Annotated in this window: 25 protein-coding genes; 8 read left to right on the top strand and 17 right to left on the bottom strand. The window is 72.1% G+C overall.

Annotation, left to right across the window (positions count from 1 at the left end; genetic code table 11):
• On the bottom strand, positions 1-822 hold the full coding sequence (locus ACWCWD_RS05505; protein WP_450770473.1) for a hypothetical protein: 822 nt from the start codon (positions 820-822) through the stop codon (positions 1-3).
• Complete coding sequence (locus ACWCWD_RS05500) at positions 819-2,342, bottom strand: hypothetical protein (protein WP_450770472.1); 1,524 nt, start codon at positions 2,340-2,342, stop codon at positions 819-821. The genes ACWCWD_RS05505 and ACWCWD_RS05500 overlap by 4 nt, the downstream gene beginning before the upstream one ends.
• A 588-nt stretch (positions 2,343-2,930) precedes the next feature.
• Here ACWCWD_RS05500 and ACWCWD_RS05495 point away from each other — a divergent pair.
• Positions 2,931-3,215 carry a transposase gene (locus tag ACWCWD_RS05495; RefSeq protein WP_450770470.1) on the top strand — a complete coding sequence of 95 codons (285 nt, stop codon included), beginning with the start codon at positions 2,931-2,933 and terminating at the stop codon, positions 3,213-3,215.
• Positions 3,216-3,696: 481 nt separating this feature from the next.
• Here the strand turns inward: ACWCWD_RS05495 and ACWCWD_RS05490 are convergent, their stop codons facing one another.
• The 3 genes from ACWCWD_RS05490 to ACWCWD_RS05480 are packed head-to-tail and all read right to left on the bottom strand — an operon-like array spanning position 3,697 to position 6,216.
• On the bottom strand, positions 3,697-4,491 hold the full coding sequence (locus ACWCWD_RS05490) for a WbqC family protein (RefSeq protein ID WP_450770468.1): 795 nt from the start codon (positions 4,489-4,491) through the stop codon (positions 3,697-3,699).
• The gene (locus tag ACWCWD_RS05485) at positions 4,433-5,101 is read right to left on the bottom strand and encodes a YdcF family protein (protein ID WP_450770467.1); all 669 of its coding nucleotides are present in this window, start codon (positions 5,099-5,101) and stop codon (positions 4,433-4,435) included. Before ACWCWD_RS05485 ends, ACWCWD_RS05490 begins: the two co-directional genes overlap by 59 nt.
• Positions 5,102-5,115: 14 nt before the next feature.
• Positions 5,116-6,216, bottom strand: a complete 1,101-nt coding sequence (locus ACWCWD_RS05480; protein WP_450770465.1) for a helix-turn-helix domain-containing protein — start codon at positions 6,214-6,216, stop codon at positions 5,116-5,118.
• A 152-nt stretch (positions 6,217-6,368) separates the two neighbouring features.
• Between ACWCWD_RS05480 and ACWCWD_RS05475 the strand changes: the two genes are divergently transcribed.
• Positions 6,369-6,797 (top strand): hypothetical protein, encoded by a 429-nt coding sequence (locus ACWCWD_RS05475; RefSeq protein WP_450770464.1) that lies wholly within the window; start codon positions 6,369-6,371, stop codon positions 6,795-6,797.
• Between the two features lie 8 nt (positions 6,798-6,805).
• The gene (locus ACWCWD_RS05470; RefSeq protein ID WP_450770996.1) at positions 6,806-7,207 is read left to right on the top strand and encodes an ATP-binding protein; all 402 of its coding nucleotides are present in this window, start codon (positions 6,806-6,808) and stop codon (positions 7,205-7,207) included.
• A gap of 263 nt (positions 7,208-7,470) precedes the next feature.
• Here the strand turns inward: ACWCWD_RS05470 and hisF are convergent, their stop codons facing one another.
• Genes hisF through hisD form a run of 8 tightly spaced genes read right to left on the bottom strand, consistent with a single transcriptional unit; the run spans position 7,471 to position 13,289 of the window.
• Entirely contained in the window at positions 7,471-8,226 is a 756-nt protein-coding gene (gene hisF / locus ACWCWD_RS05465; RefSeq protein WP_450770462.1) for an imidazole glycerol phosphate synthase subunit HisF, read from the bottom strand.
• Positions 8,223-8,651, bottom strand: a complete 429-nt coding sequence (locus ACWCWD_RS05460; RefSeq protein WP_450770460.1) for a RidA family protein — start codon at positions 8,649-8,651, stop codon at positions 8,223-8,225. The genes hisF and ACWCWD_RS05460 overlap by 4 nt, the downstream gene beginning before the upstream one ends.
• Complete coding sequence (gene priA / locus ACWCWD_RS05455) at positions 8,648-9,373, bottom strand: bifunctional 1-(5-phosphoribosyl)-5-((5-phosphoribosylamino)methylideneamino)imidazole-4-carboxamide isomerase/phosphoribosylanthranilate isomerase PriA (RefSeq protein WP_386890687.1); 726 nt, start codon at positions 9,371-9,373, stop codon at positions 8,648-8,650. Before priA ends, ACWCWD_RS05460 begins: the two co-directional genes overlap by 4 nt.
• Positions 9,373-10,014 carry an imidazole glycerol phosphate synthase subunit HisH gene (gene hisH, locus ACWCWD_RS05450; protein WP_390962681.1) on the bottom strand — a complete coding sequence of 214 codons (642 nt, stop codon included), beginning with the start codon at positions 10,012-10,014 and terminating at the stop codon, positions 9,373-9,375. Before hisH ends, priA begins: the two co-directional genes overlap by 1 nt.
• Before the next feature lie 17 nt (positions 10,015-10,031).
• Positions 10,032-10,199: a hypothetical protein gene (locus tag ACWCWD_RS05445; RefSeq protein WP_327175220.1), complete on the bottom strand. Its 168-nt coding sequence runs from the start codon at positions 10,197-10,199 to the stop codon at positions 10,032-10,034.
• On the bottom strand, positions 10,196-10,798 hold the full coding sequence (gene hisB / locus ACWCWD_RS05440; protein WP_386890683.1) for an imidazoleglycerol-phosphate dehydratase HisB: 603 nt from the start codon (positions 10,796-10,798) through the stop codon (positions 10,196-10,198). The genes ACWCWD_RS05445 and hisB overlap by 4 nt, the downstream gene beginning before the upstream one ends.
• A gap of 14 nt (positions 10,799-10,812) precedes the next feature.
• Positions 10,813-11,961 (bottom strand): histidinol-phosphate transaminase, encoded by a 1,149-nt coding sequence (locus ACWCWD_RS05435; protein WP_450770458.1) that lies wholly within the window; start codon positions 11,959-11,961, stop codon positions 10,813-10,815.
• Positions 11,958-13,289 (bottom strand): histidinol dehydrogenase, encoded by a 1,332-nt coding sequence (gene hisD / locus ACWCWD_RS05430; RefSeq protein WP_450770456.1) that lies wholly within the window; start codon positions 13,287-13,289, stop codon positions 11,958-11,960. Before hisD ends, ACWCWD_RS05435 begins: the two co-directional genes overlap by 4 nt.
• A gap of 145 nt (positions 13,290-13,434) precedes the next feature.
• Between hisD and ACWCWD_RS05425 the strand changes: the two genes are divergently transcribed.
• From ACWCWD_RS05425 to ybaK, 4 genes are all read left to right on the top strand, one after another.
• Positions 13,435-15,048, top strand: coding sequence for an oxidoreductase (locus ACWCWD_RS05425; protein ID WP_450770454.1), 1,614 nt, complete (start codon positions 13,435-13,437; stop codon positions 15,046-15,048).
• Positions 15,049-15,331: 283 nt separating this feature from the next.
• Positions 15,332-16,453, top strand: coding sequence for a hypothetical protein (locus ACWCWD_RS05420; protein ID WP_450770453.1), 1,122 nt, complete (start codon positions 15,332-15,334; stop codon positions 16,451-16,453).
• Between the two features lie 5 nt (positions 16,454-16,458).
• Entirely contained in the window at positions 16,459-17,205 is a 747-nt protein-coding gene (locus ACWCWD_RS05415) for an LON peptidase substrate-binding domain-containing protein (protein ID WP_450770452.1), read from the top strand.
• A 28-nt stretch (positions 17,206-17,233) separates the two neighbouring features.
• Positions 17,234-17,734 (top strand): Cys-tRNA(Pro) deacylase, encoded by a 501-nt coding sequence (gene ybaK / locus ACWCWD_RS05410; RefSeq protein ID WP_450770451.1) that lies wholly within the window; start codon positions 17,234-17,236, stop codon positions 17,732-17,734.
• A gap of 138 nt (positions 17,735-17,872) precedes the next feature.
• Here the strand turns inward: ybaK and ACWCWD_RS05405 are convergent, their stop codons facing one another.
• The 4 genes from ACWCWD_RS05405 to ACWCWD_RS05390 all read right to left on the bottom strand — a co-directional run bounded on the left by ACWCWD_RS05405 (position 17,873) and on the right by ACWCWD_RS05390 (position 22,232).
• Complete coding sequence (locus tag ACWCWD_RS05405; RefSeq protein ID WP_450770450.1) at positions 17,873-18,733, bottom strand: ABC transporter permease; 861 nt, start codon at positions 18,731-18,733, stop codon at positions 17,873-17,875.
• A 141-nt stretch (positions 18,734-18,874) separates the two neighbouring features.
• Positions 18,875-19,741 (bottom strand): ABC transporter permease, encoded by an 867-nt coding sequence (locus ACWCWD_RS05400; protein WP_450770994.1) that lies wholly within the window; start codon positions 19,739-19,741, stop codon positions 18,875-18,877.
• A gap of 91 nt (positions 19,742-19,832) precedes the next feature.
• Positions 19,833-20,816: an ABC transporter ATP-binding protein gene (locus ACWCWD_RS05395; RefSeq protein WP_450770992.1), complete on the bottom strand. Its 984-nt coding sequence runs from the start codon at positions 20,814-20,816 to the stop codon at positions 19,833-19,835.
• Between the two features lie 150 nt (positions 20,817-20,966).
• Complete coding sequence (locus ACWCWD_RS05390) at positions 20,967-22,232, bottom strand: NYN domain-containing protein (RefSeq protein ID WP_450770449.1); 1,266 nt, start codon at positions 22,230-22,232, stop codon at positions 20,967-20,969.
• A gap of 236 nt (positions 22,233-22,468) precedes the next feature.
• On the opposite strand from ACWCWD_RS05390, the gene ACWCWD_RS05385 reads away from it, so the two are divergent.
• Positions 22,469-22,648, top strand: coding sequence for a hypothetical protein (locus ACWCWD_RS05385; RefSeq protein ID WP_450770447.1), 180 nt, complete (start codon positions 22,469-22,471; stop codon positions 22,646-22,648).
• Positions 22,649-22,651: the final 3 nt, after the last annotated feature.

Here is a 22,651-nt window from a genome sequence, read left to right as displayed (position 1 = left end):
TCAGTAGAGGGTGTCGTCGTCGCCGGTCACCCGAAGGGACGCGGTGGTGTCTGTGGGCGGCACGGCGCCCAGGAGCAGCAGTTCCTGGTAAGTGTCGACCGCCGCGAGCTCACGGACCTGCAGCTGATAGCGGCCCGTCGTGCGGTAAACCTTCACCATCAGCTCCGCGTTCTCGCCCTCGTTGAGCAATCCCTGGTCGACCAGGTACCGCAGGGCCTTGCCGACGATCGCCTCTGAGGTCGTCGGCGCCACCTGCCCGCTGCTCGTCTCACCGGCCTCCGACCGGCGCGCATAGACCCGCCACGCGCGCTCCAACTCCGGTGTCTCAACCGGCGCGTCGCCGCTCTCCGGCCCGGCGGCCAACCGTTCGGCCAGCTCCTGGCACGTGTGGCGCACCTGCTTGTCGACCGTGGCGGCCGTCACCGCCCCCACATAGCTGTCATCGGCCAGGTCCTGGGGACGCGGGAAGCACAGCGCGGCGATCGCCAGGTGTGCGATCCCGTGCAGGACCCGCTCCGCTTCACGCTGGTGGCCCTGCCGCGCCTGCCGCGCGTAGCCCTCCAGCCGGGTCTCGAACACCGACCCGGGTACCGGGACGATCACCGAGCCCGCCCGCATCGTGACGCCCAGGACGTTCAGCCCCAGCCCGGTCGCGCTGCGCCTCACCAGGTCCTCGAACGCGGGCTCCTCGTCGAAGCGCCGCACCAACGCGGCGTAATCCCGGTCGCGGTGCGGGAGCACCCGCGGCCGGAACGCGTACCCGATCAGCCGTGCCGCCGCCTCGGCGTCATCCCCTGCGTACCCGCCCACTGCGGTGGTCACTTCCCGGGTCCCCCATCCGTCATCTGGTTCGTTCCGCCCACGGTGTCCGGGAGCACCTGCGCTGTGGTCAGCCACAGGTCGTCCCCGTGAAAGCCGGCGCTGTCCAAGACGGTGTCCGCCCGGACGGCCAACCGCACGTGCTCGTCCCCGCGACGCTGGGCGGCGCCGGCGTCGGGGTTGTAGGCGTACACGGCAAGCAACGCGACGAGCGCGGGCAGGTCCGCGTCGAGCTGTGCCGCCTCCTGGAGCAGGCTTGACAGCGAGCGCACGCTCCCGGGTAGGCGCAGCAGTTGCTCGGCCATCTCCCACTGCTCGCTGGTGAACCGAGCGGCGTCCTCCAGCGGCTCCACATGCGGATTCTCCACCGGCCCTGCGAACCGGGCCGGCTGCGGCGCCGGACGCAGCAACGCGGGCACGAGCGTGGCCAGGCGCGGAATGTCCTGCGTCCCGGGCCCGGTTGCCCGGGCGAAGAAGCAGTCCACCGGTACGACCGCGTCCGCGACGGTGAGGCCCAGTGCGGGACGCAGCAGTTGCCCGAATAGATCGAACGTCGACCGCTGCGGCTTCAAGGAGAACTGCTGGCGGTCCTGCTCCGCGCGGAACACCTCCCGCGCCTCCAGCAGGCGCTGCTGCAGGCGGATGTGTCGGCGGATGCAGTCCTCGACGATGACGACGAGCTCGGCGGCTTGCCGCTTACGGACCAGGTTCTGGGCCTCGTCCCGGGCCTCGGCCATGTTCTTGGCGATCGCCCGCTCCGCCCGCACCCGCTCCTGGACGTGCGCCAATGCCTCGGTCAGCAGGTCTGGGACCTTCTCCAGCCAGTCGACCGACGCGATGTTGCGCCGGGTGGCCTCCAACTGGACGTGGATCAACTCCCCGTACTGGATGGTCCGGATCCTTGCCTGCTCCGCCACCTGCTTCGCGTCCGCGAGCCGCCCCCGCCTGATCAGGTTGGCGAGTTTGACCTCCGCGGCCTCCTGGGCGGACTCCACGTCCGTGTCCAAAGCGCCGACCAAGACGTTCAACGCCTCATGTGAGGCATGCAGGTACAGCACGCCGGCGCTGTCGCGGCGCTCCACGATCAGTTTGAAGGGGAACGTCAGCACCCGGTAGACGCCGTCCGCGTCCACCGCGCCGTAGGGGCGGTGGAACGCCTTCTCGACGTCGCCGTGATTGATCAGGCTGTCCAGGACCCACCGTGCCACCCGGGCGTGCTCTTCCTGCGTGCGGTTGGGCGCCTGGCGGGCGACGAACCGCTGAACCCGGTCAAGGACGTGACGGCGGCTGGCTCCGGTGTCGAAGTCCATCGCGATGGCGACCTGGTCGATGGTGTGCAGGCCTATCTCCGCCATCTGGTAGACCTTGGCGTCGGCCCATTCCACCTTGCCTTTGTTCGCGTCCAGGTCGTGCAGGGGCGCCGTGCACGCCAGCGCCTTCGCCCGGCGGATCAAGCCCTCGTCGTGCAGCAGCCCCTCGTCCACCCCGCCCGCATCGGCGTGCGCCGGATCCTCGAACCCCACGTGCGTCCCCCTTGTCCCACACCTTGGCCGGGGCTCGCGCGCACGTACGTCGGCGCTCGCGAGCCGGCACCCCGCCGCTGCCCAAAGAGCATGCCCGCGCCGACCCGCCGCCGGTCGGCATATGCCCAAATTCGCCTCTGTCTGCGCTGCCTGCCGCTACATTGCGCGGCCGGCGCCGGTCTGAGAAGCCGTTGCCGTACCGATTTTGGTGGACGTGGGTTCGACTGGAGCAGCTCGGCCGGGTGGTCTTACCGCTTGGCGAGCATGAAGACAGGGCCTCTGGTGCAGCTCGGGGTTGTCGAGACCTTGAGCGCGCCTGGAGACCCTGTTGTCGCAGTTGTACGTCCTCGCGCCGGTCGGCTTCCGCTGTCCGGGAGTGTGATTGTCTCGCCCACCGGTTCTGGAATGCCGGAGACCGGCCGCACAGACGTCCGAGGTATCCCTCGGACATGACCGATGCGGAGTGAGCTGTCGTGCGCGAGGCGATGCCCGCGCCCGCCTGGCTGGAGGGGAGGGGCGGGCAGCCGGAGGGCTACTGCCACCGGCAGCGGGTCGACGCGGTGCGCTACCTGGTCGCGGTCGGCATCGATGCCGACCGCGAGCTGGGACTTCGACGGCGGGAAGAAGGTCAACGGCCGCAAGCGACACATCGTCGTGGACACCCTCGGACTGCTGCTGACGGTGCTGGGCACCGTGGCCTGCATCACCGACCGCGACGCCGGAACGACGATGCTGGAGCGGCTGCGTCAGCGGCACTGGCGTATCACGCTGGTGTGGGCCGACAGTGTCTACCCCGACCGGTCGGCGGTGCCCGGCAATCTCTGGCGCATGCTGTTCAGCAAGGCAATCAACGACATCGGCGTTCCACTGTAGCTCGACCGGATCGGCTGGTCAGCGGTCGCCCGGAGCTGATGCGTCCCGTGCCACGGGTCGCACAGGCCGTTGGGGGCGGGGTCCGGAGGAGCTCCCGCCGGGTAACCGCGCGGCTGGAAGCCACGCGCACAGGCGGGAGGGCGATCCACCGTGCCCCGATGCAGGGGACGCGGCACTGCCGGATCGGCCGAAAGCGATGGCGGGAGGGGTTCACCGGGTGAGGGAGGGTTGCAGTTTGGGTTGCATTCAGCTCTGTTCGCGGGGGTTCAGCTCGGCCAGCTGGCACGGTTCCACTGCAGTTCAGGACGGTGGCGAACCTTCCCGGACCCCCGGACGAACAGTTGGAAAGCGTGTTGGGGGCAACCCCTCACCAATTCGAATCTCGCATCCTTTCCCGTCGCTCTCTCACGGGGCAATACGTCGGAAGGTGGGCTGCCGAGAGGTACGGGTGCGAGGGTATGCCCGTGCGAACAGGCAGCGGTCACACAGCGGGCACCACCAGACCGAAGTCCAACGCGAGCCGCCGCATGCGGTCAGCGACCTCTTGCGGGCCGAGTGCCGCCAACGCCCACAGCGAACTGAGACTTCGCCCGGACGACCAGACGTCGGTCATCGGCAACTGGAACGGCAGGACGCTGATGCCCTCGACAGCGAACGGTGCCGAGTCGAGGTACGTCATGCCGCCGGTTCCGCAGAGATAGGCGCGGGCACCGGTGATGGCGGAGAGATCGGCGAGCCGCTGGGAACGGCCCGGCCGGGAGGGCAGATCGCTGCTGGTGAGGATCTTGCCCTGCCAGCCGAGCAGGCCGAGCAGAGCACGGGTGGAAGTTTCGGCGACTGTGGCGGTCCTGCCAGTGCCGAAGGCATCCAGTACTGGGTCCCTGACCTGCGCAAGGGCCGACCAGTGCGGGCTCGCTCCGTAGTGCTGCCGCAGCATCCCCGCCGTCTTTCGACGGGCCTGGCCGGGGTCGCCGATCAACGCGTCCCGGATGAGAGTTTGCCGCCCCTGGGGCAGGCGAGTGGGAATGGTGAGCCACTGCCGACGATCCGGTTCGTCGAGGTCACCGAGGCGGGCTCGGTGCTGGTAGTCGCGGCGGGTGAACTGCACGTCGTCCAGGACGATCCAGTAATCCGCCGCGAACAGCTTGGCCAGTGTGGTCAGTCGGGGGAACAGGTTGGGCTGGTGGATGGCGCACAGCCCGCCCGGTTCTGGCAGGTCAGGAAGTGATGAGGCGGCTGGTGAAGCCGTCGTGGATGAGGGATTCGTACGCTCCATGCACGTCCTCCGGGACCTTCTGCTCGATGGCGAATCCGAGCTTCGGATACTCGATGACCCGCTGGAGGTCGCCGACGAGCATGTCCAGGACGAGCTTCTCGTCGCCGATGGACTTGACGTAGTCGTCGAGCTCCAGCGGCTCCGACGCGCAGAGGATCTCGACGTCGGGCCACAGCTTGCGGGCAGTCGCGAACGACCGCCGTTCCATGTAGGGCTTGGAAACCAGCAGCACCGTGGCCGGGGTGATGCCGGCGGCCGCGAGGACTTCACGGGAAAGGGTGATGTTCTGCCCGGTGTTGCCGGCCTTCGGTTCCAGCAGGATCGCTTCGGCGGGGACGCCCAGACCGAGGGCGTGCTCACGGAAGTGGACGGCTTCGCCGCGCGGGAAGACCTTGGCGGTGGTGGGGCTGTTGCCGCCGGTGAAGACCAAGGAGGGGAACAGCCCGGCGCGGTACAGCTCGGCGGAGTGGGTGGCGACGCCGAGGTCGTGACTGCCCAGGCCGATCGCCACGTCGACGGGGCGCAGCTGGTGGTGCATCTGGTGGTAGTCCCAGATCAGGGCGGCCCGGCGCCGCTGGTCCTCGGTGATGGCCTGCTGGTTGTCGCTCACGCGTCTCTCCCTGGTCACCGTCGCCGGGGGCCGGTCGGCCCCTCGCTCATGGCCTTGATGCCCTCGATACTGCGCAGTTGGTGGACGAGTCCGTACTGCGCGGCCGTGTGGGTGGCCTGATCGAGGACGAGGAGTCCATCATCTCGGGTCGCTGCGTCGGAGAGCAGGATGTGGCCATGGGCGGTGTCCAGCCGTACACGTTGCATCGGTGAGTCGGTGGCGCCGCTGCTGCGGGCGATGTCGATGAAGTGCAGAGCTTGGGTGAGGTCGCCGGCGCCACGGCGGGCGAGGGCGAGTTTCTGGTGGGCCACCGACCAGTCGTCGGGTTCGGTGAGGTCCTCGAAGTCGCGGGTCGCGGCCTGCATGACGCGGGTCGCGTAGTCGTGCCGACCGCTCTTGCTCAGCGCGGTACCCACCCACAGGCGGGCCCTGGCGCGGTCACGGCGGGAGAGCCGGTCGTCGACGGCGAGGGTTTCGTATTGGCGGGCAGCGATCTCCAGCTTGCCGGACATTTCGGTGACCACCGCGAGAGAGAGGTCGAGCTGGGCGACACGACGTGGGATGTCGAGCTGGATGAAGACCGCGCGGGCTCCGGCGTAGGAGTGGTGGGCGGAGAGTGGGCCGAGCACTGAGCCTTGATCGCGTTTGAGGTCACCGAGCAGCGCGGTCGAGCGAGCGAAGAGGTACAGGCCCTTTGCGTCCAGTTCCCGGGCGTCGAACCGCACCAACCAGCGGTTGAGCAGGCTGTCGGCGAAGGCGAAGTCCTGGCGGGCGAGCGCGACCACGACGCGGTCCAGGTCGTCGGCCCACGATTCGTACTCCCAGGCTCGGGGGCCGGAGGAGGTGACCCGTCGGCCGGCGCCTTGCACGGTGCCGGCCATCTCGGACAGGAGCGTCTCGAAGCGCAGGTGGGCGTGGGCGTCGGCGCGTCCGAGGGCGGTGTCGAGGATCGCCTGGGTGTCGGGTCTGGGCTCGGTTTCGGCGCGCTTGCTCTCCCACTTCGAGACCGTCGCGACGGCCACGCCGAGGTGCTCGGCAAAGGCCCGCACGCTCAAACGCAGCGCGAGACGCAGAGCCCTGGCCTCCAGGCCGGTCCACTGGTGCACGGTTGCCACGCCTCACTCCCTTCCACCGTCATCGAAGCAGATGGCTGGGGATGGCGGGACGGAAGTGGAACGGAAGTAGAACGGCGAGTGATTGGCCGGGAGTTCGGGGTCCTCCATGCTCAGGATCGTCACCCCGTGTCGACTCTTTGGACGGTCTCCGCATGGAACCCCTCACGGAACATCGCCTGGTCAGCGGACCTGTCGTCTACGGCTTCCTGCGACTGGTGCGGGTCTCCGAAGCCCGACAGGAGGCATTGGTCGCCTCGCTCGCCGAGTACTGCCGCAGCCACGAACTGGAGCTTTCCGGCGTCTTCAGCGAACGCGAGGCGAGTGCCGGCCCAGGCTCGGCGGCCTTCACCGGCCTGCTGGACGTGTTGGCTCTGCCGGACGTCTACGGCGTACTCGCCCCGGCCGCATCACACCTTGGCCCGAGAGCGATAGCTGCTGAACGCGGTCGGTGGATCAAGGCGGCCGGCTCCCGGCTGCTGCTGGTCCGCCGACCCCACCCTGCATGCAAGCCGACCGCCCCCACCCCTGTGGCCTGCCGCCACAGCCCCGGAACCACAAGACTCCTGGAGACCAAGACATGAGGACAGCCATGATCGAGACGGCACAGCGCTTCTTCGGGGCCCGCCCCGAATCCGTCGGACAGGCAAGGAAATTCGCTGACGAGACCCTGACCGAATGGGGCCTGCCGGAGCGGATCGACGACATTCGCCTCTGCGTATCCGAGCTGGCGACCAACGCGCTGGTCCACGGCACTGTCTCCGACCACGGATTCCTGGTCCGCCTCGACATCGAGGACGACGTCGTGCGCCTGGAGGTGCACGACAGCCGCCGTCGACGCCCCCGGCCCCGCCAGGCCGCCAGTACCGATCTGTCCGGACGTGGTCTCGCGCTCGTGGCCGAGCTCGCCGACGAGTGGGGAGTACACGACCGCTCACCGCTCGGAAAGATCGTTTGGTCCTGTTTCAAGGCCGCAGGCGGGACGACCACGTGAGCACCATCCACACGTCGGCCTGCCCTGATCTTCGGCTACTGGTTTCGCTCTCCGCATGGAGCTGGCCGGGCGCTGGACCGGACGGCCCGAGCCCGGACGTTCCGCCCAGGTCAGAGCGGTAGGCCCTTCGCTGAACACCAGGACGATCAGGCGAGGGGCGGGTGCGGGACGTCCGTCCCCCACCCGCCCCCCCCCGAGGCCGCCCCGGACCTCCCGGCGGTGTGAGCCACCAGGGAGCACAGGGAAAGCCTTGTGACGGTGTCTCAGCGGACCGGGTGTCCGGCCTCCCGCAGGGCGTCCTTGACCTCGGAGATCCGCAGGTCGCCGAAGTGGAAGACGGACGCGGCGAGGACCGCGTCGGCCCCGGCGTCCACGGCGGGCGCGAAGTCGGCGAGCCGGCCCGCGCCGCCGGAGGCGATGACGGGGACGGAGACGTGGGCGCGTACCGCCCTGATCATCTCGGTGTCGTAGCCGTCCTTGGTGCCGTCGGCGTCCATCGAGTTGAGCAGGATCTCGCCCGCGCCCAGCTCGGCGGCCCGGTGCGCCCACTCGACGGCGTCGATGCCGGTGCCCCGGCGGCCGCCGTGCGTGGTGACCTCGAAGGTGCCCTCCGGGGTGCGGCGGGCGTCGACGGAGAGCACGAGGACCTGGCTGCCGAAGCGTTCGGCGATCTCGCGGATCAGCTCCGGACGGGCGATGGCGGCGGTGTTGACGCCGACCTTGTCCGCACCGGCCCGCAGCAGCTTGTCGACGTCCTCGGGGGCGCGGACGCCGCCGCCGACGGTGAGCGGGATGAAGACCTGCTCGGCGGTGCGGCGGACCACGTCGTAGGTGGTCTCGCGGTCACCGCTGGAGGCGGTGATGTCGAGGAAGGTCAGCTCGTCGGCGCCCTCGGCGTCGTACAGCTTGGCCATCTCGACGGGGTCGCCCGCGTCGCGCAGGTTCTGGAAGTTGACGCCCTTGACGACCCGGCCCTTGTCGACGTCGAGGCAGGGGATCACGCGTACGGCGAGGCTCATCGGTCGCCTCCGCGGAAGGCCTCGACCTCGACCTCGACGACGAGGCTGGGGTCGACGAAACCGGAGACGATGACCATCGTGGCGACCGGCCGCACGTCGTCGAAGAGCTCCTTGTGGGCGCGGCCCACGTCGTCGACGTCCCGGGCGTGCGTGATGTACATGCGGGTGCGGACGACGTCCTCGCGGCCGAGGCCGGCCTTCTCCAGGGCCGCGAAGGCGACCTCGAAGGAGGCGACGGCCTGCTCGTACGGCGAACCGGCCGAGATCTCGCCGTTGACGACGGAGGTGCAGCCGGCCACCAGGACGAGGCCGCCGGGGAGTTCGACGGCGCGGGCGTAGCCGAACTTCTCCTCCCAGGGCGCCCCGGACTGGATCCGGCGCACGCCCGAGGCCGCCCCGGAAGCCGTGGGTACGGAGTCCGTCATGCGGCGACCGCCTTGAGCGCCTCTTCCAGGGTGAACGCCTTGGCGTAGAGCGCCTTGCCGACGATCGCGCCCTCGACGCCTTCCGGCACCAGCAGCGAGATCGCGCGCAGGTCGTCCAGCGAGGAGACGCCGCCGGAGGCGACGACCGGGCGGTCGGTGGCGGCGCAGACGTCGCGGAGCAGGCCGAGGTTGGGGCCCTGCAGGGTGCCGTCCTTGGCGATGTCGGTGACGACGTAGCGGGCGCAGCCCTCGGAGTCGAGGCGGGCGAGCGTCTCGTAGAGGTCGCCGCCGTCGCGGGTCCAGCCGCGGCCGCGCAGGGTGGTGCCGCGGACGTCGAGGCCGACCGCGATCTTGTCGCCGTACTGGGCGATGACCTTGGCGACCCACTCGGGGGTCTCCAGGGCGGCGGTGCCGAGGTTGACGCGGCGGCAGCCGGTGGCGAGTGCGGCCTCCAGCGAGGCGTCGTCGCGGATGCCGCCGGAGAGCTCGACCTTGATGTCCATGGCTCCGGCGACCTCGGCGATCAGAGCGCGGTTGTCGCCGGTACCGAAGGCGGCGTCGAGGTCGACGAGGTGGAGCCACTCGGCGCCGGCGGACTGCCAGGCGAGGGCCGCCTCCAGCGGGGAGCCGTAGGAGGTCTCGGAACCGGACTCGCCGTGCACGAGGCGGACGGCCTGTCCGTCGCGGACGTCGACGGCGGGAAGGAGTTCAAGCTTCGGCATTACAGCGTCTCGATCCAGTTGGTCAGCAGCTCGGCACCGGCGTCGCCGGACTTCTCGGGGTGGAACTGGGTGGCCCACAGCGCGCCGTTCTCCACGGCGGCCACGAACCGCTCTCCGTGCGTGGCCCAGGTGACGCGCGGGGCACGGATCTTGGCGTTGGTGACTTCGAGGCTCCAGTCGTGCGCCGCGTAGGAGTGCACGAAGTAGTACCGGGCCTCGGGGTCGAGTCCGGCGAAGAGCCGGCTGTCCTCGGGTGCCTCGACGGTGTTCCATCCCATGTGCGGGACGACGTCCGCCTTGAGCGGGCCGACGGTGCCGGGCCACTCGTCCAGGCCCTCGGTCTCGACGCCGTGCTCGATGCCCCGCTCGAAGAGGACCTGCATCCCGACGCAGATGCCCATCACCGGGCGGCCGCCGGAGAGGCGGCGGCCGATGATCCAGTCGCCGCGGGCGGCCTTGAGTCCGCCCATGCAGGCGGAGAAGGCGCCGACGCCGGGGACGAGGAGCCCCTCGGCGTTCATCGCCTTGTCGTAGTCACGCGTTATCTCGACGTCCGCGCCGACCCGGGCGAGCGCCCGCTCGGCGGAACGGACGTTGCCGAAGCCGTAGTCGAAGACGACGACCTTCTTCTTGTCGCTCATCGTGTGCTCCCGGCCCCTCAGTCCCACAGTCCCTGGATCCGCAGCACGCCCGCCACCAGGCACAGTGCGGATGCGATGCAGAGCAGCACGATGACGCCCTTGGGCATGCCCTGCTTGGCGAAGGAGTAGACGCCGCCGGCCAGGAAGAGGCCGACGACGATCAGGATGGTGTTGAGGCCGGTCACAGGGCGCCCTTCGTGGAAGGCAGGATTCCGGCCGCGCGCGGGTCGCGCTCGCTGGCGTAGCGCAGGGCCCGGGCGAGGGCCTTGAACTGGCACTCCACGATGTGGTGGGCGTTGCGGCCGTACGGGACGTGGACGTGCAGGGCGATCTGGGCCTGCGCGACGAAGGACTCCAGGATGTGCCGGGTCATCGTGGTGTCGTACTCGCCGATCATCGGCGCCATCTTCTCCGGCTCGGTGTGCACCAGGTACGGGCGGCCGGAGAGGTCGACGGTGACCTGGGCGAGCGACTCGTCCAGCGGGACGGTGCAGTTGCCGAAGCGGTAGATGCCGACCTTGTCGCCGAGCGCCTGCTTGAAGGCGGCGCCGAGCGCGAGGGCGGTGTCCTCGATGGTGTGGTGGGAGTCGATGTGCAGGTCGCCCTCGGTCTTGACCGTGAGGTCGAAGAGGCCGTGGCGGCCGAGCTGGTCGAGCATGTGGTCGTAGAAGCCGACGCCGGTGGAGACGTCGACCTTCCCGCTGCCGTCGAGGTTGATCTCGACGAGTACGGAGGTTTCCTTGGTGGTGCGCTCCACGCGGCCCACGCGGCTCTCGCCCGTCATGCGGCTCTCGCCCGTCATGCGTCGTGCTCCTTCTTGATTTCGCGAACCGCATCGAGGAACGCGTCGTTCTCTGCCGGGGTCCCCGCGGTGACCCGCAGCCATCCCGGTACGCCGTTGTCCCGGACCAGGACGCCCCGGTCGAGGATCGCCCGCCACACGGCACGGGCGTCCTCGAAGCGGCCGAACTGGACGAAGTTGGCGTCCGACTCGGTGACCTCGTACTCCATGGCGCGGAGCTCGGCGACGATCCGGTCCCGCTCACTCTTGAGCCGCTCGACGTACCCGAGGAGCGTATCGGTGTGCTCCAGGGCGGCCAGCGCGGTGGCCTGGGTGACGGAGGACAGGTGGTACGGCAGGCGTACCAGCTGGACGGCGTCGACCACGGCGGCGTCGGCGGCGAGGTAGCCGAGGCGCAGCCCGGCGGCGCCGAACGCCTTCGACATGGTGCGGGAGAGCACCATGTTCGGCCGGCCCTCGATCAGCGGGAGCAGCGAGGGGCGGTGGCTGAACTCGCCGTACGCCTCGTCGACGACGACGAGGGACGGCCGGGCCGCCTGTGCGGCGTCGTACAGCGCGAGGACGGTGTCGGCGTCGACGGCGGTGCCGGTGGGGTTGTTCGGGGAGGTGATGAAGACGACGTTCGGGCGGTGTTCGGCGATGGCCTTCTTCGCCGCCTCCACGTCGATGGTGAAGTCCTCGTTGCGCGGGCCGGAGATCCAGCCGGTGCCGGTGCCGCGCGCGATGAGGGCGTGCATCGAGTACGAGGGCTCGAAGCCGATGGCGGTGCGGCCCGGGCCGCCGAACGCCTGCATCAGCTGCTGGATGACCTCGTTGGAGCCGTTGGCCGCCCAGACCTGCGCGGTGGTGACCTCGTGGCCGGCGGTGCGGCTGAGGTATCCGGCGAGTCCGGTACGGAGCTCGACGGCGTCCCGGTCGGGGTAGCGGTTGAGCTCGCGGGCGGCCTCGCGGACGCGTTCGGCGATCCGGTCGACGAGGGCGTCGGGCAGCGGGTAGGGGTTCTCGTTGGTGTTCAGCCGGACGGGTACGTCGAGCTGGGGGGCACCGTACGGGGACTGGCCGCGCAGCTCCTCCCGGATCGGGAGGTCGTCGATGCGGACGGGACCGGTGGGGCCGGTGGTGTCGTTGGTGCTGTCGTTCGTCACGCCTGCGGAACCTTCCAGCCGAACCGTGCCTTGAGTGCCGCGCCGTGGGCGGGGAGGTCCTCCGCCTCGGCGAGGGTCACCACGTGGTGGGTGACCTCGGCCAGTGCGTCGCGGGTGTAGTCGACGATGTGGATGCCGCGCAGGAAGGACTGCACGGAGAGACCCGAGGAGTGGCAGGCGCAACCACCGGTGGGCAGTACGTGGTTGGAGCCGGCGCAGTAGTCGCCCAGGGAGACCGGCGACCAGGGGCCGACGAAGATCGCGCCGGCGTTGCGGACGCGGTCGGCGACGGCGGCGGCGTCGGCGGTCTGGATCTCCAGGTGCTCGGCGCCGTACGCGTCGACCACCTTCAGCCCGTCCGCCAGGTCGCGGACGAGCACGATCGCGGACTGCCGGCCGGCGAGCGCGGGCGCGATGCGGTCGGTGACGTGCTTGGAGGCGGCGACCTGGGGGGCGAGTTCGGCCTCGGTGGCGGCGGCGAGTTCCTCGGAGTCGGTGACGAGGACGGCGGCGGCCATCGGGTCGTGCTCGGCCTGGCTGATCAGGTCGGCGGCGATGTGCACCGGGTCGGCGGTCGAGTCGGCGAGGATCGCGATCTCGGTGGGCCCGGCCTCGGCGTCGATGCCGATGCGGCCCTTGAGGAGGCGCTTGGCGGCGGCGACGTAGATGTTGCCCGGGCCCGTGACGAGGTTCACGGGGCGGCAGCCGTCCTCGCCCTCGGTGCCGTACGCGAAGAGGGCGATGGCCTGGGCGCCGCCGGCGGCGTACACCTCGTCCACGCCGAGCAGGGCGCAGGCGGCCAGGATGGTGGGGTGCGGCAGGCCGCCGAACTCCTTCTGCGGCGGGGAGGACACGGCGATGCCCTCGACGCCGGCCTCCTGGGCCGGGACGACGTTCATGACGACGGAGGACGGGTAGACCGAGCGTCCGCCGGGGACGTAGAGGCCGACGCGCTCGACGGGCACCCACTTCTCGGTGACCGTGCCGCCGGGCACGACCTGGGTGGTGTGGGTGGTGCGGCGCTGCTCGCGGTGGACGAGGCGGGCGCGGCGGATCGACTCCTCCAGGGCGGCGCGGACGGCGGGATCGAGCTCCGTCAGCGCGTCCGCGAGGGCGGCCGCGGGCACTCGGAGCGATTCCGGCCGGACGCCGTCGAATTTCTCTCCCCATTCGATCACCGCTGCCGAGCCACGATGGCGTACGTCCTCGCAGATGGGCCGCACCGTCTCCAGGGCGGCTTCCACGTCGAACTCGGCACGGGGCAGCAGGTCGCGCAAGGGGGCGCCCTCGGGGAGGACGTCGCCGCGCAGATCGATTCGAGAGATCACACCCCCAATTCTCTCAGACCGCCCGAGCCGTCCGGTCGGCCGTATCAGTGGCTGATACATATCTCCGTCACCCTGTGTGCCGTTTTCCGTTCATACGGTCACACAGGGGGAAGAACGGCTGTAGCCGTGCACAGGGAGGTCGGGAGTGACGGAGCCGCACGAGAGCGACATCCCGGAAGGACTCAGCGCCGCGGAGCTGGGCATGTGGCAGTCCTTTCGGAACGGGAGCACCTTCGATCTGCGCACCCACGACCCCGAACGCGACGATCCGTTCGGCCCGCACATGTGGGGGCCGGGGCGGAGCGTCGGCGCCCGGGTCGTGGCGCGGCTGCTGCTGAGCGGCCCGCCGGCCCGGCCGGGACGGGTGGCGGCGCTGAAGCTCAGGGGCGTACGCATCACCGGCAAGCTCGACCTGGCCGGCGGCCGGGTCTCGCCGTACGTCGAGCTGACCGGCTGCCGGTTCGAGCAGGAGGTGATGTTCCCCGAGTGCCATTTCACGACGCTGCGGATGGTCGGGTGCGCGATGCCCCGGCTGGAGGCGGCCCGGCTGCGCACCGAGGGCGACCTCCATCTGCCGCGCTGCCGGGTCGACCGGGGCGTGCGGCTGACGGATGCCCAGATCGGCACGGACCTGCTGATCAACCAGATCAGCGTCGGCTGCGACCGGCGGGGCCGGGCGATCGCCGCCGACGGGCTGACCGTGGCGCAGGACCTCCAGGCGGAGATGATCGAGACGTACGGCGAAGTCAGCCTGCGCGGGGCGACGGTGGGCGGTTCGCTGAGCCTGCGCGGCAGCCGGCTGCGGGCGGCGGAGGGGCGCAAGGCCCTGAACGCGCCGCAGTTGAGGGTGGAGCGGACGCTCTATCTGACCGAGGCGTGGGTGAGCACCGAGACGGGGAACCAGGGCACCACTCCTCCGTACGGCATCGTGCACGGGCCGACCTCGGACCTGACGCCCGCCCGGGGTTCGCGCGCACGGATCTTCGAGTGCCGGGGCGGGGTCCGGCTGGACGACGGGCGGTTCGGGGACGTGCTCGACCTGCACCTGGCGCGGTTCGTGCTGGAGCCGCAGGAGGAGCTGTCGATGCGCCGGATCGTCGTGCCCGAGCTGCGGTTCAGCCTGGAGCGCCCCGAGGAGGGCCGGGTCGTGCTGAACGGCGCCCGGGTGGTCACCCTGATCGACCTGTCGAGCAGCTGGCCGGGCCCCGGCGGGCTGGCGATGGGCGGGTTCGTCTACGAGAACCTCGTCCCGTACGGCCACTTCCCGCTCTCCCGGCGGCTGGAGTGGGTCCTCGCCGCCACCCCGGAGTACGTCCCCGAGCCGTACGAGCGGCTGGCGACCGTACTGCGCAACTGCGGCGAGGACGCGGACGCCCGGGAGGTGCTGCTCGCCAAGCAGCGCCGCCGCCGGGAGACGCTGCCGCTCGCCGGGAAGCTGTGGGGGTTCCTCCAGGACTGGACGGTGGCGTACGGCTACCGGCCGGGGCGGGCGGCGGTGTGGATGGCCGTGCTGTGGGCGGCGAGCACCCTGGTCTTCTCCCGGCACGAGCCCGCGGCGATCAAGCGGGACGAGCACCCGGAGTGGAATCCGGCGCTGTACGCGCTCGATCTGCTGATCCCGGTGATCGGTCTCGGCCAGGACGGCTACTGGCGGATGACGGGCGGCTGGCAGTGGGTGTCCGCCGGGCTGGTGCTGGTGGGGTGGGTTCTGGCCACCACGGTGGCCGCCGGGGCCTCCCGGCTGCTGACCCGGGGGTGAGGGCGGGCGCGGTCCAGCCCCCGGTGCGGTCCCGCCCCCCGGACGGCCCCGCTCCCGGTGCGGGGAGCCGGATCGGGGCGGGTCGGGGCGGGCCGGACCGGAGCGGGATCCGAGGGCGAAACATGTTCGAACAGATCCCGCACAGGAGGTCGAATTTCAGCCATTCAGGGCCATCACCTTTACCCACTCTTGGCCTTTCCGGGGGCAACCCCTACGGATCCACCCGACTCGGCACCAAAGCTTCACAGCAGACCCCTGGCGCAGCCCCCACCAGCGCTTTTCAATGGTCCGCACCATGCCCTCGCTTCGCGCTCTGCTCCGTACCGCGCGCAGGGTCCGGCACAGCTCCCGGCTGTCGGCCGGACTTCCCCCGGCCGACGCGGTCATGCTCGACGCCCCCGACAGCCGCCTCTCCCCCGCGCTGGTGGCCGCCGCCGAAGGCGCGTACGGGCCCGCCGCGAAGCTCCTCGCCACCACCCGCGACACCGCCGAGTGGGAGCTGCGCGACCGCTACCTCGGCCGGCTGGTCACCTTCGCCCGCAGCCGGGACGGCTGGCTGGACGACTGGCTCGCCGCCGCCCCCGGCGACCCCGACGCGCTACTCGTCCGGGCCGGGCTCGCCGTGCGCCGGGCGTGGGAGTCCCCCGCGGCGGCGGAGCGGCTGCACGAGGTCGCCCCGCTGATCACCGCGGCGGCCGAGGCCGACCCGCGCGACCCGGTCCCCTGGCACCTCGCCCTGGACCACGCGCGGGGCACCCGCGCCACGCACACCGTGTTCGAGTCGGTGTGGACCGAGGCGGTCCGCCGCTCCCCGCACCACTACGGCTGTCACCTGGCCGCGCTGCGCTATCTCTCCGCCGCCCGGCACGGGTCGCACCACGCGTGCTTCGACTTCGCGGAGCGGGCCGCCGAGGACGCCGCCCCGACCTCCCTGGTGCAGGGGCTGCCGGTGCGCGCCGCCGCCGCGCTGCTGCTCGACCCGGACTCCGCCGGGCGGACCGCCCCGGTGCCGGAGCGCCGGATCGACGCCGCCGCCGATCTGGCGATCGGCCTCTCCGCCGCGTACGGCCCCGGGGACCCGTGGCCCGCCGAGATCCGCAACCTCCTGGCGTACGTCCTGGTGGCCCGGGGCCGCTGGCGCGAGGCGCTGGAGCAGTTCCGGCTGATCGGGCCGTACGCCCACTCGTTCCCGTGGTCCCAGCCGTTCCCGTGGTCCCAGCCGTTCCCGTCCTTCCTCCGCGCCCCGTCCTCCCCCCGCTCCCCGTCCCTTCCGTGGTCGTCGGTGGCCGAGGACGCGCTGGCCCGCTTCCTGGACGCCAGGGACGCGGCACGGCTCCAGGTGGCCTCGGCGACCCCGCTGTGGAACCGGGCCGCCCACGGCAGGGCCCTCGGCCATTACGCTTGAGCGTTGTGACCACAGCGCACCTGCCCCTCTTCCCGCTCAACGCGGTTCTGTTCCCCGGCCTCGTGCTGCCGTTGAACGTCTTCGAGGAGCGATATCGCGCCATCATGCGCGAGCTGCTGAAGACCGACGACGACGAACCCCGCCGTTTCGTGGTGGTGGCGGTACGGGACGGCCGGGAGACGGCCGTGACCGGTACCGGGATGCCGGAGGGCACGGCGGTCCAGACCGAACGCGCCCCCGCGGACGGCTTCGGCACCGACCCGATCCAGTCCTTCCACCGCGTCGGCTGCGTGGCCGACGCCGCCAAGATCCGCGAGCGCGCCGACGGCACCTTCGAGGTGCTGGCCACCGGCACCACCCGGGTCCGGCTGCTCTCGGTGGACGCGAGCGGCCCGTACCTGACGGCCGAGGTGGAGTACCTCGCCGAGGACGAGGAGGCCGGCGAGGCCCGGACCCTCGCCGAGGGCGTGATGCGCGCCTTCCGCACGTACCAGAAGCGGCTGGCCGGGGCGAACGAGCGGTCGCTGACCACCGGCGGCGACCTGCCGGACGAACCGTCCGTCGTCTCCTACCTGGTGGCCGCCGCCACCGTGCTGGACGTGGCCACGAAGCAGCGGCTGCTCCAGGCCCCGGACACGGCGACCCGGCTCCGTGAGGAACTCACCCTGCTCCGCAAGGAGACGGCGGTCATCCGCCATCTGCCGTCACTCCCGGCCGTGGACCTCACCCGCGCCCCCACGCACCTGAACTGACCCGATCTCCCCGGAGGACCTCGCGCCCGTGGCGAAGAAGAAGACGAAGCAGCAGCAGGGCGGTACCCCGGCCACGGTCGCGCTGACCGCGGCCGGAGCCGACTTCACGGTCCACGCCTACGAGCACGACCCGGCGGCGCCCAGTTACGGCGAGGAGGCGGCCGAGGCCCTGGGCGTCTCCCCCGACCGGGTCTTCAAGACCCTGGTGGCCGACGTGGACGGCGAGCTGACGGTGGCGGTGGTCCCGGTCGCGGGCTCGCTCGACCTGAAGGCGCTCGCCTCGGCGGTCGGCGGCAAGCGCGCCGCCATGGCCGACCCGGCGGCGGCGGAGCGCACCACGGGGTACGTACGCGGCGGCATCTCGCCGCTGGGCCAGCGCAAGCGGCTGCGTACGGTCGTCGACGCCTCGGCCGGTTCGCACCCGACCATCTGCGTCTCGGCCGGGCGCCGGGGCCTGGAGGTCGAACTGGCGGCGGCGGACCTGGCGCGGCTCACCGGCGCGGTGTTCGCGCCGATCGGGCGCGCGTAGCAGGGCGCCGGACGCGCGTGGCAGGTGCCGGACGCGCGGGCCGGAGCTCCCGGGCGCCCGAAGGCCGGGAGCCCGGAGCCCCGGCCCGCGGGAGCCCTGAGCCCCCGCGGCCCGTCACCGGTGCCGCACCACGGAGCCTCAGGCAGGCGGCTGCGGTCCGGCGGGCCCCTTCGGGTCGCTCTGCGCCCGAGCCCGCGTACCGGCGTCCGGGCCGGCCCCCTCCGGCGCCGGGCCGTCGGGCGCACCCTGGACCGGCTGTCCCTGGACCGGCTGCCCGTGGACCGGCTGTCCCTGGACCGGCTGCCCGTGGACCGGCTGTCCCTGGACCGGCTGCCCGGCCGCGCCGTACGGCTCCCCGGGGGCGCTCGTCGCCCACCCGGGGTGCTGCCACTGGAGGTCGGGGTCGGGGTCCCGGGGGGTGAAGGCCGCCGTGAGAATCAGGTGCGCGACCATCGCGACCACCGGCCAGGCGAGCAGCGCGCCCTTCGCGTTCAGCTCCAGCGGCGCGTCGAAGGTCACCCCCTTGCCGGCCTCCTTGGCGTGGGCGACCACGTCCGAGGTCGGGCCGAAGGAGGTACCCAGCCACCAGGCGAGCAGCGATCCGAGCAGCCCGCCGAGCGCCAGGCCGACCACCGTCGGGATGCCGCCGGTACGCCGGAGCAGGTAGACCACGACGGCCGAGACGACACCGAATCCGGCGGCGAGCAGGGCGAACGTGCCGTCCGCTCCGATGGCCTCCTCGCCCTCGCTGTCCTTGAGGTAGACGGCGGTGTCGTCGGAGATCAGCGGGATGCGCGGGGAGAGCCAGAGCCAGAGCAGGCCGAGCGCGACGCCCGCGACGGCCACCAGCACGGTGACGACCGCGGCCCGGCCGACCTCGGCCCGCTTCTCGGCGCGGTCGGGCGGCGACTGACCGGGGGCGAGGTGCGAACCCGCCGGAGGAGACGGCCAGGGATCGTAGGGCGTCGGCGGGTCGGGCGGCGTCAAGGGTGCGGTCACCGTGCCATCGTGCCAGGCGGCCCCGGGCAGCGCCGCACCGGACCTGATCACCGGAGCCCGGACCCGATCACCGGACACGGGCTCGTACACCGCCGCACCGCCGCACGCGGCGGAACGGGCGCGACCCGCGCCCCCGGTCCGTCAGCGCACGGCCGCCCGGCGGTACGCCCAGGTCGCCACGGCCAGCGAGAGCACGCCCACCGCAGCGCAGACCCCGAGGTCCAGTGCGACGACGGCCCAGTCCGGGTGGGCGTCGAAGGAACGGGCCAGCGCCTCCACCCCGTACGTGGACGGCAGCAGGTCGCGCGCCCAGCGCACCACCTCCGGCAGCCGCTCGGCGGGCAGCACGCCCAGCAGCAGCGCGGCGGACATGCCGAGCTGGCCCAGCAGGGTGGCCAGCTCCTGGCGCGGCGCCAGCAGCCCGAGCGCGGCGCCCAGCCCGGAGAGCGCGGCCCCGGCCAGCGGGACCACGGCGACCAGCACCCAGAGGTGCGCCATCGGCAGCTGGAAGAGCGCGCTCCCCGCGACCGCGGTGAAGACGGCGCCCGGCACGGTGAAGGAGGCGTACGCGCCCGCCGCGCCCAGCACCACGGCCGCGGGCGGCACCGGCAGGGTGGCGTAGTGGTCGAGGCCGCCGTTGGCCCTCAGCTGGCCGAAGTACTGGGCGAGCAGGTTCAGCGCGACGAAGGCGACCACCAGCACGCTGGAGCCCGCGACCACGGCCCGTGCCTCGGTGCCGCCGTCGACGACCCCGCGCATCATGATCATGATGCCGACGGACTGGAAGGTCGCCACGAAGAGCAGCGGGATACGGGCCACCCGGGCCCGGGAGAGCTGGGCCCGGTACACGGCGGCCAGCGCGGGCAGCAGCCGGGCGCGCGGCGCCAGCGGGGCCGGTTCCCCGGCCCAGGGCGCGGAGGCCGCCCCGGTGGACGCGGTGGACGCGGCCGGGCCGCCGGCCGGCCGGCCGAGCGGGGACACCGCCTCGGCGGGAACGATGCTCGTCACCTGGCGCTGCTCCCGTTCACTGCCGCTGTTCTTCCGCACACGTCCCGTCCGTCCACAGGCCCCCGGCGGGCCGGGGCCTTCGCCGCCGGCCTCATCCCTTCACCAGTCCCTTGCGCGCGTCCGCCGCGTCCCCGCCGAGCGCGAGGTAGACGTCCTCCAGGCTGGGGGTCGCCAGGGTGAAGTCGTCCAGGGCCGCGAAGGCCGCCCCGCCGGTCACCGCGGCGACGGCGGCCCGCGCCTCGTCCGGCTTCAGGCGCAGCACCCAGCGGCGCCCGGATTCCTGGGCCGAGGCGCGCAGGGCGGCGACCTCGGGGACGTCCAGCGGGGCGCGCTCGCGCCACATCAGCTCGACCCTGACCTCGCCGGCCACCTGCGCCTTGAGGCCCTGCGGGGTGTCGCAGGCGATGACCTTGCCGCGTTCGACGACGGCGACCCGGTCGAGGACCGTCTCGGCCTCGATGACGTTGTGGGTGACCAGCAGCACGGTCGCGCCGTGTTCGGCCCGGCGCCGGTCCACGGCGGCCCAGACGGAGCGGCGGGCGACGGGGTCCATGCCGGTGGTCGGCTCGTCCAGGATCAGCACCGGGCGCTGTCCGACGAGGGCGGCGGCGAAGCAGGCGAGCCTGCGCTGACCGCCGGAGAGCTTCTTCAGGGGCCGCCCGGCCAGTTCGGTGAGGCCGAGCTCCTCCAGTACGGCGTCGCGCTCGGCGCGGGCCTCGCGGACCGGGAGGCCGCGCAGCCGCCCGGTGGTCTCGGCGGCGAGGGAGACGGTGAGCTCGTCGAGGGCGGTGGACTCCTGGCCGAGGTAGCCGATGAGCCGGGAGGCGCGTTCGGGGTGGCGCACGAGGTCGTGGCCGAGTACCTCGACGCTGCCGGAGTCGGGGCGCATCAGCCCGGTGAGCTGGCGTACCAGGGTGGACTTGCCGGCGCCGTTGGGGCCGAGCAGCCCGAAGATCTCGCCGCCGCGCACCTCCAGGGTGATGCCGTCGGTGGCCCGTACCTCGGGCGCGGCGGGCATGCCGCGGCGGCCCCGGACGGCCGGGTAGGTCTTCACCAGATCACGCACCGCGCACACGGTCCCGGTGGCCCTCTGCGCCTGTGCTGTGCCCGTACTCACGAGGTACGAGAGTACGGGGTCGGATGGTCCGGATTGCGCCGGGGGCCCGGTCCCGGGCGACGCGCGGAGCACGGCGGGGCTCCGGGGTGCCCCGGGAGTCCCGCCGGGTCATTCCGGGACGGGGACGTGGTCCGCGGCGGCCGTGATGTCGATCTCGCGCCAGAAGCCGGCCCGGATGGCGTAGCGGTCGTGCTCGTCGATCTGGTCGTCCTTGTGCGCGAGGAGTCCGAAGCGTGCCGCGTACCGCAGGAGCTCGCCGTCGATCCGGTGCGGGATGCGCGGGTACATGGTGGAGAGCTTCTGGAGGTGGACGGTCTCCGGGAGCCGTTCCATCCAGCGGCGGGCGAAGACCTGGCCGACCTCGAAGGGGTCGCCGCCCACGGTGGTGATGTCCTCCTCGCGGTCGGCCCAGCGCTGTTCGGCGGTGGTGACCTGGGCGAGGGTGGGCAGCGAGGCGGTCTCCGGGGGTTCGCCGAGGGAGCCGCGGTCGGCCCACCCCCGGTCCGAGGACCAGCGCAGGGTGGCGCTCGGCACCGGGGCGGGCTGGGCCTGGGCCGGAGCGGCGGGGCCGCCTGCGGACGCGCGGAGGGCGGCCAGGTCCTTGGGTGTGGGGACGCCCTTGTGGCCGTGGGCGGGCGAGGGCTCGGGCGCGCCGGTCTCCGGGCGGGGCGCCGGGGGCGTACCGGCGCGGGCCGCCGCCTGGGCCTCGGAGGCGCGCTCGGCGGAGGCCGCGAGGGCCGCCTCGGGCAGGGGTGCGGAGAGGATCGCGGCGATCTCGGGGCGCGGGGCGGGCTGCGGGGCGCAGATCCCGCCGGTCTCCTTGGCGCGGACGGCCTTGGTGATCCAGGCGCGGTCGAGGACGCGGCGTTCGTCGGCCTCGGCCACCAGGTCCTCGGACTGGTTGTAGTCGCCGTCCGCGGCCTGGACGGCCCAGAGGTGGACGGCGACGCCGTGTTCCTTGGCGGACATCAGTCCGGGCAGCAGGTCGCCGTCGCCGGTCACCAGGACCACGTCGGAGCAGGCGCGGTTGCGGGCGAGTTCGGTCAGTTCGGCGTGCATGGCCGCGTCGACGCCCTTCTGCGCCCAGCGTCCGTCGCTCCGGGTGAGGGCGCCGAGCCGTACGGTGACCCTCGACATGACGCGCAGCCGGCGGTGTTCGGGCTGCGGTACGCGGTCGGGGGCGCCGTCGAACCAGTAGATGCGCAGCAGGGGTTGCTCGGTGTCGGCCTCGGCGCGTTCGCGCAGGCCCTGGATCAGGGCCGCGTGGTCGACGGTGATGCGCGAACGGGCGGGTTCGCCCGCCAGCAGACTCGCGGCTGCGCCCAGCAGGTAGCCGGCGTCCACCAGGACGACGCAACGGTCCACGCGTTCCACCCTCTTCCGGAATTCGGCGAACGGCCGTTCAGGGTTTCCGTCGAGTCTGCCCGACCGCGCGGAAGTAGACGGCCGGAACTCGATCTTCGGCGTGGCGGATGCGGTGGGAGTTGCCCGAAGGGGGCCCACAGTGGTGTCCACTACGGAAGGTAATGATCCAACATGCGTGCTCTGTGGGGCTATGTGAGTCTGACATCGGTCCTGGCAACCAGGATTCCCCACAGGAGGCATTCACCATGGCCAAGAACAAGAACCGTAAGCAGGGCAGCCCCCAGGACCGCGCGTCCGCGGCGGAGCGCGGCGCCGAGCAGGCGAAGTCGACGTCCCTGGAGGACCGGAGCACGTCGCAGTCGCAGGCCCAGGGCAGCCCTTCGGACGTGGCCCGCAAGCACCAGCGGCGTTTCGGCCACAACTGACGG

It is taken from the genome of Streptomyces sp. NPDC001493 (genome assembly GCF_053597235.1).
The sequence above is the reverse complement of the archived record's forward strand: the minus strand, read 5'-3'. Positions and strand labels throughout refer to the sequence as shown.